At 63.9% G+C, this 15,646-nt stretch carries 17 protein-coding genes; 3 read left to right on the plus strand and 14 right to left on the minus strand.

Going from position 1 to position 15,646, the window contains the following annotated elements:
• Positions 1 to 16: 16 nt before the first annotated feature.
• The 7 genes from ACP15N_RS08480 to ACP15N_RS08510 all read right to left on the minus strand — a co-directional run bounded on the left by ACP15N_RS08480 (position 17) and on the right by ACP15N_RS08510 (position 6,940).
• The gene (locus ACP15N_RS08480) at positions 17 to 1,198 is read right to left on the minus strand and encodes an oxidoreductase (RefSeq protein WP_425091804.1); all 1,182 of its coding nucleotides are present in this window, start codon (positions 1,196 to 1,198) and stop codon (positions 17 to 19) included.
• A 200-nt stretch (positions 1,199 to 1,398) separates the two neighbouring features.
• Positions 1,399 to 2,088 carry a fumarylacetoacetate hydrolase family protein gene (locus ACP15N_RS08485; protein WP_425092114.1) on the minus strand — a complete coding sequence of 230 codons (690 nt, stop codon included), beginning with the start codon at positions 2,086 to 2,088 and terminating at the stop codon, positions 1,399 to 1,401.
• 101 nt (positions 2,089 to 2,189) lie between these two features.
• Complete coding sequence (locus ACP15N_RS08490; protein ID WP_425091805.1) at positions 2,190 to 3,260, minus strand: Ldh family oxidoreductase; 1,071 nt, start codon at positions 3,258 to 3,260, stop codon at positions 2,190 to 2,192.
• On the minus strand, positions 3,253 to 4,116 hold the full coding sequence (locus ACP15N_RS08495) for an ABC transporter permease (protein WP_425091806.1): 864 nt from the start codon (positions 4,114 to 4,116) through the stop codon (positions 3,253 to 3,255). The genes ACP15N_RS08490 and ACP15N_RS08495 overlap by 8 nt, the downstream gene beginning before the upstream one ends.
• The gene (locus tag ACP15N_RS08500) at positions 4,113 to 4,922 is read right to left on the minus strand and encodes an ABC transporter ATP-binding protein (protein ID WP_425091807.1); all 810 of its coding nucleotides are present in this window, start codon (positions 4,920 to 4,922) and stop codon (positions 4,113 to 4,115) included. The genes ACP15N_RS08495 and ACP15N_RS08500 overlap by 4 nt, the downstream gene beginning before the upstream one ends.
• Positions 4,919 to 5,947, minus strand: a complete 1,029-nt coding sequence (locus ACP15N_RS08505) for an ABC transporter substrate-binding protein (RefSeq protein WP_425091808.1) — start codon at positions 5,945 to 5,947, stop codon at positions 4,919 to 4,921. Before ACP15N_RS08505 ends, ACP15N_RS08500 begins: the two co-directional genes overlap by 4 nt.
• Positions 5,948 to 6,013: 66 nt before the next feature.
• Positions 6,014 to 6,940 (minus strand): fumarylacetoacetate hydrolase family protein, encoded by a 927-nt coding sequence (locus ACP15N_RS08510; RefSeq protein ID WP_425091809.1) that lies wholly within the window; start codon positions 6,938 to 6,940, stop codon positions 6,014 to 6,016.
• Between the two features lie 185 nt (positions 6,941 to 7,125).
• Here ACP15N_RS08510 and ACP15N_RS08515 point away from each other — a divergent pair, with 185 nt between their 5' ends.
• The gene (locus tag ACP15N_RS08515) at positions 7,126 to 7,830 is read left to right on the plus strand and encodes a FadR/GntR family transcriptional regulator (RefSeq protein ID WP_425091810.1); all 705 of its coding nucleotides are present in this window, start codon (positions 7,126 to 7,128) and stop codon (positions 7,828 to 7,830) included.
• Here ACP15N_RS08515 and ACP15N_RS08520 read toward each other — a convergent pair.
• The 5 genes from ACP15N_RS08520 to ACP15N_RS08540 all read right to left on the minus strand — a co-directional run bounded on the left by ACP15N_RS08520 (position 7,827) and on the right by ACP15N_RS08540 (position 11,695).
• Positions 7,827 to 8,411, minus strand: coding sequence for a c-type cytochrome (locus tag ACP15N_RS08520; RefSeq protein WP_425091811.1), 585 nt, complete (start codon positions 8,409 to 8,411; stop codon positions 7,827 to 7,829). The two genes, ACP15N_RS08515 and ACP15N_RS08520, sit on opposite strands and share 4 nt — an antisense overlap.
• On the minus strand, positions 8,408 to 9,673 hold the full coding sequence (locus tag ACP15N_RS08525; protein WP_425091812.1) for a PQQ-dependent sugar dehydrogenase: 1,266 nt from the start codon (positions 9,671 to 9,673) through the stop codon (positions 8,408 to 8,410). Before ACP15N_RS08525 ends, ACP15N_RS08520 begins: the two co-directional genes overlap by 4 nt.
• Positions 9,674 to 9,850: 177 nt before the next feature.
• A complete protein-coding gene (locus ACP15N_RS08530; protein ID WP_425091813.1) occupies positions 9,851 to 10,924 on the minus strand; it encodes a 5-(carboxyamino)imidazole ribonucleotide synthase in 1,074 nt (357 codons plus the stop codon).
• Positions 10,917 to 11,402, minus strand: a complete 486-nt coding sequence (gene purE, locus ACP15N_RS08535; RefSeq protein ID WP_425091814.1) for a 5-(carboxyamino)imidazole ribonucleotide mutase — start codon at positions 11,400 to 11,402, stop codon at positions 10,917 to 10,919. The genes ACP15N_RS08530 and purE overlap by 8 nt, the downstream gene beginning before the upstream one ends.
• A gap of 74 nt (positions 11,403 to 11,476) precedes the next feature.
• Complete coding sequence (locus ACP15N_RS08540; protein WP_425091815.1) at positions 11,477 to 11,695, minus strand: YdcH family protein; 219 nt, start codon at positions 11,693 to 11,695, stop codon at positions 11,477 to 11,479.
• A 202-nt stretch (positions 11,696 to 11,897) separates the two neighbouring features.
• Between ACP15N_RS08540 and ACP15N_RS08545 the strand changes: the two genes are divergently transcribed.
• Together ACP15N_RS08545 and ACP15N_RS08550 are read left to right on the plus strand one after the other, a co-directional pair.
• Positions 11,898 to 12,335, plus strand: a complete 438-nt coding sequence (locus ACP15N_RS08545) for an Hsp20 family protein (RefSeq protein WP_425091816.1) — start codon at positions 11,898 to 11,900, stop codon at positions 12,333 to 12,335.
• The gene (locus ACP15N_RS08550) at positions 12,332 to 12,559 is read left to right on the plus strand and encodes a DUF1150 family protein (protein ID WP_425091817.1); all 228 of its coding nucleotides are present in this window, start codon (positions 12,332 to 12,334) and stop codon (positions 12,557 to 12,559) included. Before ACP15N_RS08545 ends, ACP15N_RS08550 begins: the two co-directional genes overlap by 4 nt.
• A gap of 5 nt (positions 12,560 to 12,564) precedes the next feature.
• Here the strand turns inward: ACP15N_RS08550 and ACP15N_RS08555 are convergent, their stop codons facing one another.
• The gene (locus ACP15N_RS08555; protein WP_425091818.1) at positions 12,565 to 13,452 is read right to left on the minus strand and encodes an FAD:protein FMN transferase; all 888 of its coding nucleotides are present in this window, start codon (positions 13,450 to 13,452) and stop codon (positions 12,565 to 12,567) included.
• Complete coding sequence (locus ACP15N_RS08560; protein ID WP_425091819.1) at positions 13,449 to 15,557, minus strand: 4Fe-4S binding protein; 2,109 nt, start codon at positions 15,555 to 15,557, stop codon at positions 13,449 to 13,451. The genes ACP15N_RS08555 and ACP15N_RS08560 overlap by 4 nt, the downstream gene beginning before the upstream one ends.
• Between the last annotated feature and the right edge of the window lie 89 nt (positions 15,558 to 15,646).

Here is a 15,646-nt window from a genome sequence, read left to right on the forward strand (position 1 = left end):
GGTGCACATGTCGGGATCACAAATGCGCGCTGCGCCAGAGCGGTGCGCGCTGTGCATCGCGCGCGTCGTACGCCGCAAGTGCCTCCGCCAGCCCAAGGTGATACCGGTCCTCGCGATCCTCACCAATCGCGGTCAGGCGCATCGTGTACCAGGCGGTGACACCGCCGGGTGTCGTTTCTTCAAACCTTGGGAACACGACATCATTTTGTTTCGCGCTCCAGCGCTTTGGCAGGTCCGGCGCCAAGACCAGCGCCCGTGCCAACCCGACCAGATCGATGTTGCCCTCCGCCAGCGCGGTGTCCGCCTCCGCCTGCTTTTTGAAGCCACCCGTGGCCATCAGGGGGATATCGGTCACCCGTCGCGCGGCTCGGGCGAAATCCAGAAAATAGGGGCCCGATGTCTGCCGGTCCGACGCGGCAGGGGCGCCGGGAAAATAGGTGCCGCCGCTGATATCGATCAGGTCGAGCCCTGATCCGTTCAGATCGCGCACGACCGCCAACGCATCGTCGGGACTGAACCCTCCGTCAAGCAGGTCACTGGCATTGAGTTTCAGGGCCACCGTGAACGTGGGCGACACCGCAGACCGGGCCGCGGCCACAACCTCCAGCAGCAGGCGCATCCTGTTGGCGATCGGACCACCATAGGGGTCGTCCCGGCGGTTGAAGAGCGGGGAGAGGAACTGGCTCAGCAAAAATCCATGCGCTGCGTGAACCTGCACGCCTGAAAACCCCAACTGCTCTGCCAGACGTGCGGTACCCGCAATCTGGTCCGGCAGGGCCTGTATCTCTGCACGGGTCAGGGCGCGGGTTTTCAGCCCTGGCACGTCAAGCGCGCTGGGGCCCGCGGCAGGGCCAATGGCTTGCGGCGTCAATGCACCTGCATGGCCCAGTTGCAGCCAGAGGTGTGATCCAGTCACCGCTCCGCGCCGCGCCAGGTGACGAAACGCGGGATGATCGGACCCATCCGTCAGCAGCAAATTACCGGGTTTCTCGGGATAGCGCGGGTCGCCCTGTACCTCTCCGACTATGGCGGCGCCGACCCCGCCTTTCGCCCATCGCTCATAGAGCCGCATCTGCACCTCGGTCGGGTTGCCCACGCCATCCCCCAGAGAGTCTGACATGGCCGACTTCACGATCCGGTTTCGCAGCGTAGTTCCGTTCGGCAATGTGAACGGCAGGAACAGGCGATCAATGTGCATGGCTGGCGTCCTTTGCCTATGGCGTCCTGACGTAATCGCGCAGGCGCCATCTGCAAGAGGCCGCTTGACGGTGAGGCTGCAACCGGGGCGCAAGACCGGTGCTGATCCGGCAAGCAAAAGCGCCGCGGCCGGAAGCCTGCGGCGCTTTGGTTACCTTAGCCCCCGCGTTTCAGGACAAGCGGGCTTGTTCAGGTGCCCGTTCAGGTCACCGTGAGCCTCAGGTCGCCAACACCGGCCACATGGCCATGCATGCGGTCGCCCTTGTGCACCGGACCCACGCCGGAGGGGGTTCCGGTCAGGATCACGTCGCCGGGCTGCAGGGTAAACAGCGTCGACAGGATCGAGATCATTTCCGGCGTCTTCCAGATCATCTGGTTCAGATCGCCCGACTGGCGCAGCTCGTCATTGATCTTCAGCCAGATATCCCCGGCATCGGGGTGTCCGACCGCCGAGACGGGCATGATCGGGCCGGCAGGCGCAGACATCTCGAACGCCTTGCCGATTTCCCACGGGCGCCCCATTTTCTTCATCTGCCCTTGCAGGTCGCGCCGCGTCATGTCGAGCGAGACGCCATAGCCGAACACGCAGTCCAGTGCGTCTTCGACGGCGATATCCTCGCCGCCCGATTTCAGCGCGACAAGCAGTTCGATCTCGTGATGCACGTCCTCGCTGGCCTTGGGGTAGGGGAACTCGGTTGCGTCGGGCACCAGGTTGTCAGGGTTCTTCTGAAAGAAGAACGGCGGTTCCTTGTCGGGATCATGCCCCATCTCGACGGCATGGGCGGCATAGTTGCGGCCCACGCAATAGACGCGGTGCACCGGGAATCGTTCTGCCGTGCCATGTATCGACAGGGTCGCCTGCGCGGGCGGGGTGAAGACATAGGCAGTCATATCGGCGGCATCGGGGACGGAGTTCATGTGTTTTTCTTCCTTGTTGGTATCGATTTGGTTCTGTGATCAGACGATGCCGCGCGCATCTGCAAGCCGCAGCCCTAGACGGGAAACGGATCGGGCAGCCCGACATCCGACGCGAGCGCCTGCAGATCCTTGCGGAGCGCCGGGTTCAGCGACAATCCGGCAGTGCGGCGCGCTTCCGCCGCAGCCGTCTTGCCATCGCCCGGCAGGCGTACAGGCGCGTGCCCGGGCAGGGGGGGCGAGCCCCGCAACTCGGCAAAGACGCGCGCGGCGGCGTCTGCGAACTGGTCCGGGCTTAGACCGAACGCGGTCACGTCCAGTGCCATAACGAACTGACCGGTGTTGGTTTCACTGGTGGTGTCGGATGTGAACTCCACCACGTCGGAGCCGAAGGCGGCCCCGTTGAGCACCCCGGCCAGAAGCCCGATGGCAACGGACAATCCGAACCCCTTGGCACCGCCAATCGGCAGCAGGAACCCGTCCGCGCGTTTGGCCGGGTCGGTCAGCGGCGCACCGTCGCGCCCGACCATCCAGCCCTCTGGCATCAGCTCGCCGCGCTGTGCGAGCACCTTGATCTTGCCCATCGCGGCCACGGTCGTCGCCATGTCCAGAACAAACGGGTCCGCATCCGCGCTGGGGGCGGAGATGGCAAACGGGTTGGTCCCCAGCAGCAGGTCGGTTCCGCCGAACGGCGGAACATGGTTGGCGCTGCCCACGACGGCCGCCATGCCGATCATGCCAGCCTCGGCCTGCGGGCGTACATAAATTGCAAGCGGCCCTGCGTGGTTGCCCCGGCGCACGCCGACCCAGCCGATCCCGGCTTCCCTGGCTTTGGTCATTGCCAGATCCCGGGCTGCTGACATGGCCAGGTGTCCCAGCCCATTGTCGCCGTCAATCACCGCGGTCGCCGACGTCTCGTGGGCAACCGTTACCTGCGGCGTGGGGTTGCATCCACCGTCGCGCAAGCGTGCCAGATACTGCCGCAGCCGGAACACCCCATGCGTCCCGTAGCCGAACACATCCGCCTCGACCATCAGCGCAGCGACCTTGGCTGCATCGTCCGCCGGTACGCCCTGGGTTCGGAACGCCTCGGCCACGAACCCTGACAGGGACGTGACCGAAACGGTGTCTTGCGCGCCGTCAGCCATCGAAGGCGCCCACGCGTTCCTTGTGCCAGAACACCAGCTTGCGTTGCGTCCACTGGACCAGCAGGTACAGCGCCAGCCCGACAAGGCTGAGATACAGGATCAACGAGAACACGCGCGGGGTGTTCAACTGCGATGCCGCCACCCGGATCAGTTCGCCGAAGCCCTTGCCACCGCCCAGAAACTCGCCGGTGATCGCACCGGCCATGACGCCAACCGCGCCGATCTTGAGGCCGGTGAAGATTTGCGGCAGGCCGGACGGCAGCTTCATCTTGATCAGCGTCTGCATCCGGCTGGCACCCATCGTCTTGAAGAGCATCCGCGCGTTCTCATCCGCGGCATGAAGCCCCGCGGCAGTGCCGACGACAATTGGGAAGGTCGCAATGAACGCGGCCAGCGCCACCTTGGATTCGATCCCGAACCCCAGCCACGCCACAAAGAGCGGCGCGAAAGCCACCTTTGGCATGGTGTCGATGGCCACCAGATACGGCATCACCGCCTTTTCGCCAAAAGCGGTCTCGCCGACCAGAACACCCAGTGAGAACCCGATGGCGATGGCCAGCGCGAAGCCGTAAATCACCTCTTTTACGGTGATCCACAGCGCGCCGAGCATGTAGCCGCCCGTCAGAAGGTTCTGCCCCACGAAGATCATGTCCTTCAGCGTTTCCCACGGCGTCGGCAGAATGATCGGCGAGACGAGGCCGAAGTAGGTCACGAATTGCCACGTCCCGATAAAGAGCAGGAACACGAAGGTCATCGCGATCCAGCGTGGGACGGAGTCGATGAACGCGACCTCCTGTTCCCAGACGGTATCCTCGAATGGTTCGTTCAAAGACTGGCTGTGCTGAATGTCGGTCACATGTCTTCTCCCTTGTCCAGAAGACCACGGATATGGTCGACGATTGCGCCGAATTTCGGCGTGGTCATCATGTCGAGCGTGCGGGGACGCGGCAGATCGACCTCGACAATCTCGGCGATGCGGCCCGGTCGCGGTTTCATCACCACGATCTCGTCGGACAGAATGACCGCCTCCTGGATCGAGTGGGTTACCAGAAACGCGGTGGCGTCCTGTTCGCGACAAATCCGCTGCAATTCCATATTCATCATGTCGCGCGACAGCTCGTCGAGCGCGCTGAACGGCTCGTCCAGAAGCAGAACAGCCGGTTCGGTGATCAGCATCCGACAGATAGAGGCGCGCTGCGCCATACCGCCCGAAAGCTCGTTGGGGTAAACGTTTTCGAAGCCTTTGAGGCCGACGATCTCCAGAAGCTCATAGGCTTTGTGCATCGCCGCCTTCGCGGCCGCCTTGCCATCGCGGATCTCGATCGGCAGGACGATGTTCTCTACCGCCGTTTTCCACGGAAAAAGCGTGGCTTGCTGGAACATCATGCCGATGTCCCGCCGCGCGCCCGTCACAGGCTGGCCTTGCAGGATCACGCGCCCCTTCGAAGGCGGGATCAGGCCCGCCATGATTTTCAGCAGGGTCGATTTTCCGCACCCGCTGGACCCGATCACGGATGTGAAGCTGCCCTTGCGTAGGGTCAGACTGACATCTTCGAGCGCTACGACACTGTTGCGCGCGTAGGTCTTGCTGACGCGGGCCAGTTCGTAGACCGGCGCGCGCAAGGGCGCGCCGGAAATCTGTTCTGCGACAGCGGAGGTCATCCGCCGACAGCCTCGTTGCCGATCTTGGCAAATTCGTTGGTCCAGATCGCACCCAGATCGTCCAGTGGTGCTGCGATCTCACCACCTGCAACCAGCGCTTCCTGCCACTCTTCCCAGACGGCTGCAGGGTACCAGCCCAGATGCTCTGCATCGTCGGTCGGGACGGTCTTGGAGCGAACCGCGTCGAACAGCGCGGACTGGAACTCCTTGTCCTCGCCTTCCTGTGGGTTGCCAGCGGCCAGATGCGCCAGAACCGCCTCGCGGTTTGCGTCGTCCAGGGCGAAGGCATGGCCCTTCGCGAAGGCACGGCTCCAGGCTTCGACCAGTTCGCGATCATTGGCGATGGTGTCGGCCATGGTTGCGATGCCATTGCCGAAGAAGCGTCCGAACTCCGCAGGCGTGATGTCGCGAACGGCCATCCCCCGCTGGTTCAGGATCGCCGTGTCGGCTGTGGATGCGGAATAGGCGTCGATCTCACCATTCAGGAACGCCGCCGTCGCCGGGCCGCCGTCTCCAACGGTCAGGAACTCGAAATCGGTGCCTTCGACCATGCCTGCGCCCGTCATCACGTTGCGGGCAAAGCCCACTTCGGCGCCATCGGCAGTGCCGGTGCCGATGACCTTGCCACGCAGGCCCTCGATGTTCTGGATATCGGAGCCTTCCTGCACCGCGATTCCGAAATTGCTGCGCGCTGCAACGTTATAGATATGTACCGCATCCACACCGCGCGACTTCGCCGCGATCAGGGGGCCGGGGCCGGGGCGACCGAAATGCGCCTGACCAGCCGACAGAGCCTGCAACACCGCACCGGAGCCGTTGATTGCCTCCACCGTGACGTTCAGCCCCTCCTCTTCGAAAAAGCCTTCGCCGATGGCGACGAACACCGGGAACGAGTTGATCGCGGACGGGCTGGGCTGCACGAATGTGATGTCACGCAGATCCTGGGCAACGGCCTGCGCCCCAAACACGCTGGCAAATGGCAGCGCCGCGACCAATGCGGCTGTGAATAGTCTTCTGGATGTCATGTTATGTTCCTCCTTGGTATTGAAATGGGGTGTTGTCCGCACCTCTGACGGGTGCGTTCCAGCAGGTCACGCGATGCGCACTGTGTTCTTGAGTTGCCCGATTTTCGCGATATCGCAGACGACCGTATCGCCTGCTTTCAGAAACTGCGGGGGGTCCATGGCATAGCCAACACCGGATGGCGTGCCGGTCGCCAAAATATCTCCGGGCTCCAGCGTCATGCCTTCGGAAAGGGACGCGATCAGCGTGGGAATATCGAAAATCATGTCCCCCGTCTGGCCGTTCTGGCGCAGTTCCCCATTCACGGTCAGGCGGATGGTCAGGTTCTGGGGGTCTTCGATCTCGTCTGCGGTGACGATCCACGGGCCAATCGGGCAAGACCCGTCCAATCCCTTGCCCTTGAAATACTGGCCACCATGTCGGCGTTGCACGTCACGCGCGGTGATGTCGTTCAGGATCGTGTACCCGAATATGTGGTCAAAGGCGTCTTCCTTCGCGATGTTGCGCCCCGCCTTGCCGATCACAACGGCGAGTTCAACCTCGTAGTCTATGGCCTCGGACACGGACGGAAACAGCAGCACATCACCTTCGTGCCCGACCACGGACGTCGCGGGCTTGGTAAAGTAGACCGGATGCTCTGTGATCCCGATCTTGGTGTTCTGCGCGCGCTCGCCTTCGGCAATGTGCTCGGCATAGTTGCGCCCGACACAAAAGATGTTCTTCCGGGGCGTGTGCAGCGGGGCCAGGAAGGGCGCATCGGCGGACATGATCGCATCCGCGTGGTGGCCCTGTTCCGCCGCACCGATCAGATCGCGCAGTGTCGCCCATGTTGCCGGCCCGCCATCGATGATCGCCTGAAGGTTGCCGGTGCGCAGGGCAGCGCCCTCCGCGCCGGGCACATCGCGCGCCGCCTGGGCGATGTTCAACTCGGAATTGTCTTGCAAAAGCGCGACAGCAATACCTCGGTCTGCCGCAGAAACGGTCGCTAGTCTCATCCCATTCTCCTCCCAAAGACCGGGTGCATGCCGTACGGACAACGGGGTGTGGCGCGATCGGATGTTCCCTCTGACATCCCTGACCAGTCCCGCGGATGCGCCCGCCGACAGCTATTTGTTGCCTTTAAGTAAAGGGCGGCTTAGTGCTTCAGGCAACCAACCAATGTGCTGATTGGGTGAACCTGATGACCGACTCTGCTGAACTCGTGGACCGCATACGCCAGCTCATCACCGACGAAGGCTACGTGCTGAGCGACCGGCTCCCGGCTGAACGGGATCTGTGCAAGACCCTTGGGGTGACCCGCCACCAGTTACGCAGTGCTCTGATTTGCCTTGAAAAAAACGGACTGATCTGGCGCCATGTCGGACGCGGCACGTTCGTCGGCCCCCGGCCGGTTCTGAACATCGAAGAGGTCGCCTACTTGCGGGAGCTGGTATCGCCCGCGCAGATGGTCGAGGTGCGCATTTCGATTGAACCGGAATTGGCTGGCCTGGCGGCGAGGAATGCGACCGCTGCCGATCTTGAGCAGATGAAGACCTGTGCAGAACGATGTGAGTCCGCCGTGGACTGGCGCGGGTACGAGGCGTGGGACACCAATTTGCACCACGCCATCGCGCGGGCGTCCCACAACAAACTGTACCTGTATTTCTTTGAAACGCTGAACGTCGTGCGCCGCAGTTTTTTCTGGGGGCAAACCCGCACCACGACCGGACCTGCAAAAGACTATTCCAGTTTTCTGCAACACAGGCAGGTTGTGGAGGCGATCGAGGCGCGCGATGCGACCGCCGCAGGCGATGCGATGCGCGATCACCTGAAATCGGTCTACTCGCGTCTCTTCCCAGTGGCAAACGTGGGGCATCCTGCGGGCGATGCGCGGCCACGGGCCTAGTCCGCCAGCGTTATCTCCACCTCGACGTCGGCATACCAGTCCGCCACCGCGCGGATCTCCGCGTCACTCAGACCTGCGGAGATCTCAGACATGATGTCATGCTTGCGCTTGCCGTTGCGGAACGCCTTGAGTTGCGTGTCGATGTAGATGTTCACTTCCCCGGCAAGGTTGGGCGCATCGAGCAGGACCGAGATCCCGTCCGCGCCGTGGCACGATACGCACGCACTTGGCGCGTCGCTTTCGCTGACCCCGGCAGGTAACGTCGCGACCACATTGGCGCTTGCATACCACGCAGCCACATCCGCGATCTGCTGCGCGGACAGGCTGGCGGTCACCACTGACATCATCTCGTGCGCGCGGGCCCCGGTCTTGAATGCCATCAACTGCGCCTCAAGGTAGTCTTTCGGCTCGCCGCCGATATGCGGAGCGATCGGGATGCGGGCATATCCGTCGAGCCCATGGCAGGTCTGGCACATGTTCGCGATCTTGCGCCCCGCCTCGGCATCGCCACTTGCCGCCGGCTGACCCGAGCCCCCGGCGAGCATGAGCCCGCCGAGAACGATTGCAAGTCCACGCCTCATTGTGCGGGCGCAGGGTTGTACGCGATCCGCCAGATTGCTCCGGCGAAGTCGTCGGACACCAGCATGGAGCCATCGGGCAGGAACTCGATATCCATCGGGCGGCCGCGATACTCGCCGGTCTCTTCGTTCAGCCAGCCATCGGCGAACACCTCGGCCCCGACGGCATCACCTGTTTCGGGATCAAGGGCGGTGAACATCACCCGTGCGCCAACCGGCGTGGTGCGGTTCCACGACCCGTGCTGCGCCCAGAAGATGCCGCCATGGTATTCTTCGGGGAAGCTGCTGTCGTGATAGAACCGCATACCCAGATCCGCCGCATGTGCGGTCAGTTCCAATTGCGGTTCGACAAAGGTCACGCCCTCGGGGCGGGGGAAATCCGCTTCGGACACGATCTCAACGCGGCTGTTGGTCCAGGGGAAGCCAAAATGTTGACCAGCCTCGGTCTGCCGGTTCAACTCGCCCGGCGGAATGTCATCGCCCATCCCGTCGACCTGGTTGTCGGTCCACCACAGTTCGCCGGTCGCCGGGTTGAAATCCTGACCCACCGAGTTGCGCACGCCCCGCGTGTAGACCTCGCGTTCGGACCCGTCGGTGTTCATGCGGATAATGCCGCCGATGCCGATCTCGTCATACAATTCGATTTTCTCTACCGGCTGAACGTTATGCGGCTGGCCGAGCGAGACATAGAGTTTGCCATCGGGCCCGATATCGCAAACCCGTGCGGAGTGGTTGAAGCTTTCTTCCTCGACCGGGATCAACTCGCCCTGAGCCACGACCGTGCCGACCGCAATATCGGGGCTCTCGAAGAAGAACTCGGCCGCCGGGAACACGAGAATGCGGTTCCGCTCGGCAATGTAGAGGAACCCGTCGGGCGAGAAGCACGGCCCGTTGGGAATGTCGAAGGTGACCGAGGGGGCGAAGTCCTTGACCTCGTCGGCGACCCGGTCGCGGTCGCGGTCGACGATGGACCAGACCTTGTCCTTGCGGGTTCCCGCAAACAGCACGGTCCCCTGCGGCGCCATCGACATGGACCGGGCGTCCGGCACGACCGCGTAGAGGCTGACCTCGAATCCGTCTGGCACGTTGATATGCTGGATGATGTTGCGCAGCGCCTCGGCCCGGTCGCCTTCCTGTTCGACGAACGTAAACGTCGCGTCGGTCTTCTGCATGTTGCTGAGTTTTTCCATGTTGTCCTGAGCCATAACCGGCCCTGCAAGCATGGTTCCGAGCAGCAGCCCGGACAAAGTACTTTTGTGGATCATTTCTTCCTCCCTAATCTCAGAGAGTGCCCTGACGCATGTGCGTCCGCGCCCCTCCCCGGGCTATCAGCATGACTTTACGCTTGGTAAGCTGTCAACTTCTTCGATCAGTTCGGGCGTAAGGCCGGGCGAGCCCCCTGACGGTCGGAGGGGTGTGTTGCGTCGGAAAAAGCACGCGCTTCAGCTTCTTGGCGAAACCCTGTTCACGTGTCCCATCTTGCGCCCCGCCCGAGCCTCGGCCTTGCCGTAAAGGTGCAATGCGGCGGTCGGGTCCGCGGCCAGTTCCGGCACCCGGGCCATGTCCGCGCCGATCAGGTTTTCCATCACCGCATCCGAATGGCGCGCACCATCGCCGAGCGGCCATCCGGCCACCGCGCGGATGTGCTGTTCGAACTGGTCGATCACGCAGGCGTTCTGGGTCCAGTGACCCGAGTTGTGCACGCGCGGGGCAATCTCGTTCACGATCAGCCCCTGCGGCGTCACGAACAACTCGACACCTAGAACACCGACATAGTCGAGCGCATTCAGGATGCGTCCCGCCAGCAACACGGCATCCGTGCGTTGCGCGCCACTCAGCCGCGCGGGTACGGTCGTGGTGGACAGGATGCCATCGACATGCACGTTCTCGCCGGGATCGAAGCACGCGACCGCCCCGTCAAGCCCGCGCGCGGCAATCACCGACACTTCGTGCGAGAACTCCACGAACCCTTCCAGCACCGCCGGCGCACCCGCCATCGCGGACAAGGCGGCCTCGGCATCGTCCACGGACGTCAGGCGCGCCTGGCCCTTGCCATCATACCCCAGTGTCCGCGTCTTCAGGATCGCGGGCGTGCCCACGGTTTCGAGTGCGGTAGCGAGGCTCGCAGCATCCGAAACATCCGCATAGGGCGCGGTGGTCAGGCCCAATCCGGTCAGAAAGTCCTTCTCCGTCAGGCGGTCCTGGCTGATGGCCAGCGCGCGCCGCCCGGGGCGTATCGGGCGTACCGCCTCCAGTGCGTCCAGCGCATCGGTGGGGACGTTTTCGAACTCGTAGGTGATGACATCCACACCCGCTGCAAAGTCGCGCAAGGCGTCCAGATCTGCGTATGGCGCTGTGACCACGTGCTCGGCCACTTGTCCGGCGGGCGGCTGCGCGCCCGGCTCGAAGACATGCGTGCGCAGACCCAGTCGGGACGCGGCGACAGACAGCATCCGGCCCAGTTGCCCGCCGCCCAGAATCCCGATCACCGCGCCGGGCGCTAGCGCGTCAGTCATTGCTGGGCATCTCGGGTATGGAGGCAGACAGGGCGTCGCGCCACGCGTCCAGCCGCGCGGCCAGTGCGCTGTCTTCGTTGGCCAGAATGGCCGCGGCCATCAAACCGGCATTGGCGGCCCCGGCGGTCCCGATGGCCATGGTGGCGACCGGATAGCCCTTGGGCATCTGCACGATCGAATAGAGGCTGTCGACCCCAGACAGCGCCTTTGTCTGCACCGGCACACCGATCACCGGCACGCGGGTCTTGGAGGCCGTCATGCCCGGCAGGTGCGCCGCCCCGCCAGCGCCTGCGATGATCGCCTTCAATCCCCGGTCCGCGGCGGTCTTGCCATAGTCCCACAACCGGTCCGGCGTCCGGTGGGCCGAGACGATCCGCGTCTCATAGGCCACGCCCAGTTCATCGAGGATGGCGGCAGCTTCGCGCATCGTCGGCCAGTCGGACTGACTGCCCATGATGATGCCAACTTTAGGGTCCATGCGGGGTCTCCGGCGGATATGAGCAGGCGCGCACTATATCGGCGCGCGGGGCGGGTGCAACGCGGCAGGCGCGCTCAGGCGATGATATCGGGGAACAGTTCGTCCTCGATCCGGGAAATCTTGTCCTTGATCGATAGTTTCTGCTTTTTCAGCCGCCGGATGGTCAGCATGTCGGCGCGGCCCTGTTCCTCCAGGGCGTGAATGGCCTCGTCAAGATCGCGGTGCTTGCGCTTGAGCACCTCCAACTCAACGGTCAGCACCTCTTCGCGGCTCATTTCCCCAGTTCCGTTCATGGCGCGCGCTGTGTCCCGTGGTCGTGATATCCCCGCCCTTGATTTAGGCGAGTTTTGCGCGCGGGGGAAGTGCCTGGCACGTCTGGGTTAACTTTACCGGCACGTGCTGCCTTGTATGGTGCGATATGCCCTCCCATATTGGTATCGTGGCCGCGTTGCCGTCCGGGGCGCTGCCGCACAGTCGCTTTTTGAAGGACACCGCATGACGAAGATGACTTTGGGCACCCATCCCTTTCTTCTGGGCTTTGACCAGCTTGAACGTCTGGTCGAACGAACGGCGAAAACCGGTAATGACGGGTATCCGCCGTATAATATCGAACACGCCTCCGAGAACCGCTTTCGCATCACGCTTGCCCTTGCCGGGTTTCGCGAGGAGGATCTCAGCATCACCGTGGAAGACCGCCAACTGGTCATCCGCGGGCGGCAGGCCGAAGACACCGGCGACCGGGTGTACCTGCACCGTGGCATCGCCACCCGACAGTTCCAGCGCAGTTTCGTGCTGGCCGACGGGGTGGAAGTCAGCGGTGCTACCATGGACCACGGGCTTTTGCACGTGGACCTGCAGCGCAACACCCCCAATGTCGTGGTCAAGACTATCCGGATCAATTCCCCCTCATCCCCCGAAGGAGGCGACGCATGACCGAAGAATTCGATCTCAAGGAACCTGGCGGAGAGCCGATCGTCTATGTTCGGCCCGTGGCCGTCTCGGATCTGCCGCATGATGTGCAGGAACAGGTCAAGGGCATGGACCAGCTTTACGCGGTGCATGCCGAGAACGGCGACCGGCTCGCGGTCGTGCAGGACCGCAAACTGGCCTTTGTGCTGGCGCGGCAGAACGACTTCACCCCGGTGAACGTGCACTGATCGGCCTACAAGGACCGCAGGTTCCCCTCTGCATCGACGAGAACAACCCGGCGCGCCTCTTTCAGGCGCGCCTTTGTTTTGGCGATCTCCGGTTTCGGCATCAGGCAGAACGCCGTCGACAGGGCGTCGGCCCAGACAGCGGTCGCGCCTTCCACGGTGACGCTGGACCAGAGGGGCAGGGCCGTGCCCCGGGGATGCAGAATATGGGACTGGCCCGGCCGGACAGACATCGCCCCCGGTCCAGACGTGGCAATCGCACCGTCCTTCAGCCTGCGCTGTCCCACAAGCCCGTGGAGCGGATCGGCGATCCCGATGGCATGGGTTGCGTCTGACCCGGCCCGGTATTCGCCGATGTTGACCAGCGTCTGGCTAAACCCGTGCGCAGCCAGAACGTCCGTGACTGCGTCGGTGGCAAATCCTTGCGCGATGCCATTGAAGCTGAGCCGCTGTCCCGCCCCCAGACGTATCCCCGGGCCGTTGCGCGCTACGCGCTGCCAGCCGGTCAGATCGTAGCGCGGGGGCAGGGCGCGGCGCAGCGCCTCCCACGCGGTCTGGATGGTGGGGTCGAACATGCCGCCGGTCACTGCGTGCACGCGGTCGGTGATCTGGCACAGGGTGATCAAGTCGTCCGAGGCGGCCGGCGTATGGCCCGCGCGGTTCAGGCGGCTCAGTTCCGAGGCCGGATCAAACAGGTTGAACGTCGCCTCTACTCTGCGCAGGCGGTCCAAGGCGGCTTGCAATGCCCGTTCCGCCTCTGCTCCGCCGGTCAGCGAGATCGCGGCCTCCGCCCCAAGGGCGCGACCCTTCCAGTGATGGGTGCGCGCCAATGCGCCCTTTGGCACGCTCAATGCGGCGGCGGTGATGGCAATGAAACGGCGGCGGCTCAGGGTCATTCGGCAGCCACCTCCGCCCGGCCTGGTCGCCGACCCGCACCACGTGCGGCAAGGACCAGAGGGACGCAGCGCTCCTCGGCCTCATAAATCTGGACGCAGTCGAGGCATCCGAAGCACTCGTCATAAGCGACCTTGCCCGTCGGCGCGATGGCCTTGTAGCGGCACTTGACCTTGCAGAGTTGACAGGGCGATCCGCACTCCGCGCGCCGGGCAATCCAGTCCCGCCCCCGGATCATGCCGCCGATCGCCATGACCGCGCCAAGCGGGCAGACATAGCGGCAGAAGCCCTTGAACAGGACCATACCCAACAGCAGCCAGAGCGCCGCGTAGGCCACGTAATACCATTCGCGGACGAAGTAGACGGTGATCGCCGTCTTGAACGGCTCGACCTCGGCGGCTTTGTCGATATGGTGCGGCGCCCAAAGAGCGACCGCGACCAGAGCCGCCAGCACACCATATTTCACGAGGCGCAAGTGCGCGTCCCAGGCGGCATTCGGCTCGATCTGTGGCAAACGCAGCAGACGTCCGATCCGGTCGGCAAATTCCTGCAAGGCCCCGAACGGGCAAAGCCAGCCGCAAAACAGCCCGCGCCCCCACAGTACGAACCCCACGATCGCCGCCGCCCAGACCAGCAAAGAGAACGGATCGTAGAGCAGAAACGCAAAGCTCGCCCCGTCCAGAGCAGTGCGAAGCGTTGCCAGAACCGTCACGATAGAGAGCTGGCCTTGCCCCCAGAACCCCACGAAAATCGTCATCGCGGCCAGAATCGCAAGCCGGGCGGACTGCATCGAGTTCGATCCTGCAAAACGCGACAAGCCGGGACCGAGCAAAACCCCCAGTCCGATCAGCCCCACCCCCAGAACCGCGAGGTCAGTGGCGCGCCCGCGCAGCGCTTCGGCCGCGGGCGATAGCTGCCTTGGCACCTCGGGCCGGGTGTAGAAGCGCTCCGGCGTGACGACGTCGGTGCTGAGTGTGACCGTGCCGATCTCGGGTTTGAGGATGCCGTGACTGCGTACCGCCTGCACGTTCAGCGTCCAATCTCGTGTCGGGTCAAACCCCAGCCGCCGGTCGGTACGCAGGATCAGCGCCGCGCCGAAATCCGCAGCGTCGTGCAGGGCATCGGGCAGGTCGGGGTGCAGGCGCAGGTCCAGATCGCTGTCGCGCAGGGCAACCGGCAGCCCGTCCTGGCTGGCCGAAAGCCAGTCGGGTGAGGTGTTGCGCACGAACTCTTCGGAGACGAGGCCATGGCGCGCGGTCTCGACCACCAGAATGGGGGCATCGTGATCGGCGATTTCCATGAACCGGGCCAATTCCGCCAGTCCGTCCTCGTCCAGCAGCGCACGCGCCAGTGCGGGCGGTCCCAGATCGGCAATCCACAGGTCCAGATACGGCGCGTCAGGCTCGGCGACGGCCTCCGGGTCGTCCCGCTCCCACAAGGTGCCGGTGAACTCCGCCTGGATCTCGGCATTGCTGACGGTCAGCCGGGTGATCAAGCCTTGCGCCAGCATCGTGTCGAAGGTCAGGTCCTCATCGTAGGCAGGGTCGGGGCGCGCGGGTGGTCCAGCAGAGACGCCCTGCATCTTCTCGCGCGCGACCTGCAAAGTGGCAGCCAGAACTGATTCGTGGGCGATGCGCACGCTCGCCGTCGCCTTTGTCACGCCGTCGAGATAGACAAGCCCCGATCCGTCCGTCGCCCCGCCATAGGGCGTTCCCACCACCACCGTGTCCGAGATCGACAGCCCCGGGTACTGCTCGAAAAACGCCCGAAACGGTGCCTCGCCAAGTCCGGAAACGAAAATCGGCTCATTGTGCTCCAACAACCGCACATCCATGAACCGCCCCTCCAGATCGAGGGTGACGAGCACGTTGATCGCCGCGCCGGAGAACCCGGGCAAAGGGGCCAGCGGTTCGGTTTCGAACACGAACCCGGCCTCCGCACCGCCCGCATTCAGGATCGTCCAGACCCCCTTGTCGTTCACCTGCGTGCCCAGTTGAAAAGGTGGTACAACCAGATCGGCCAGCACCTCGGACGAGAGCGGCTCTGCCCGCGCCAAGGGCGCGCAGCATATCAGGAAAAAGGCCAGAAGCAGGCGGCTCAGCATCATGCTGCAACCCTAAAGCGCCCGGCGCCCGTGCCCCATTCTACGAAGGTCGCAGCACACATGGACTTGATCGCGCGCGGAGTTTCGCGAGA

Origin of the sequence: Tropicimonas sp. S265A (genome assembly GCF_049800835.1) — a bacterium.
GTDB lineage: Bacteria > Pseudomonadota > Alphaproteobacteria > Rhodobacterales > Rhodobacteraceae > Dinoroseobacter.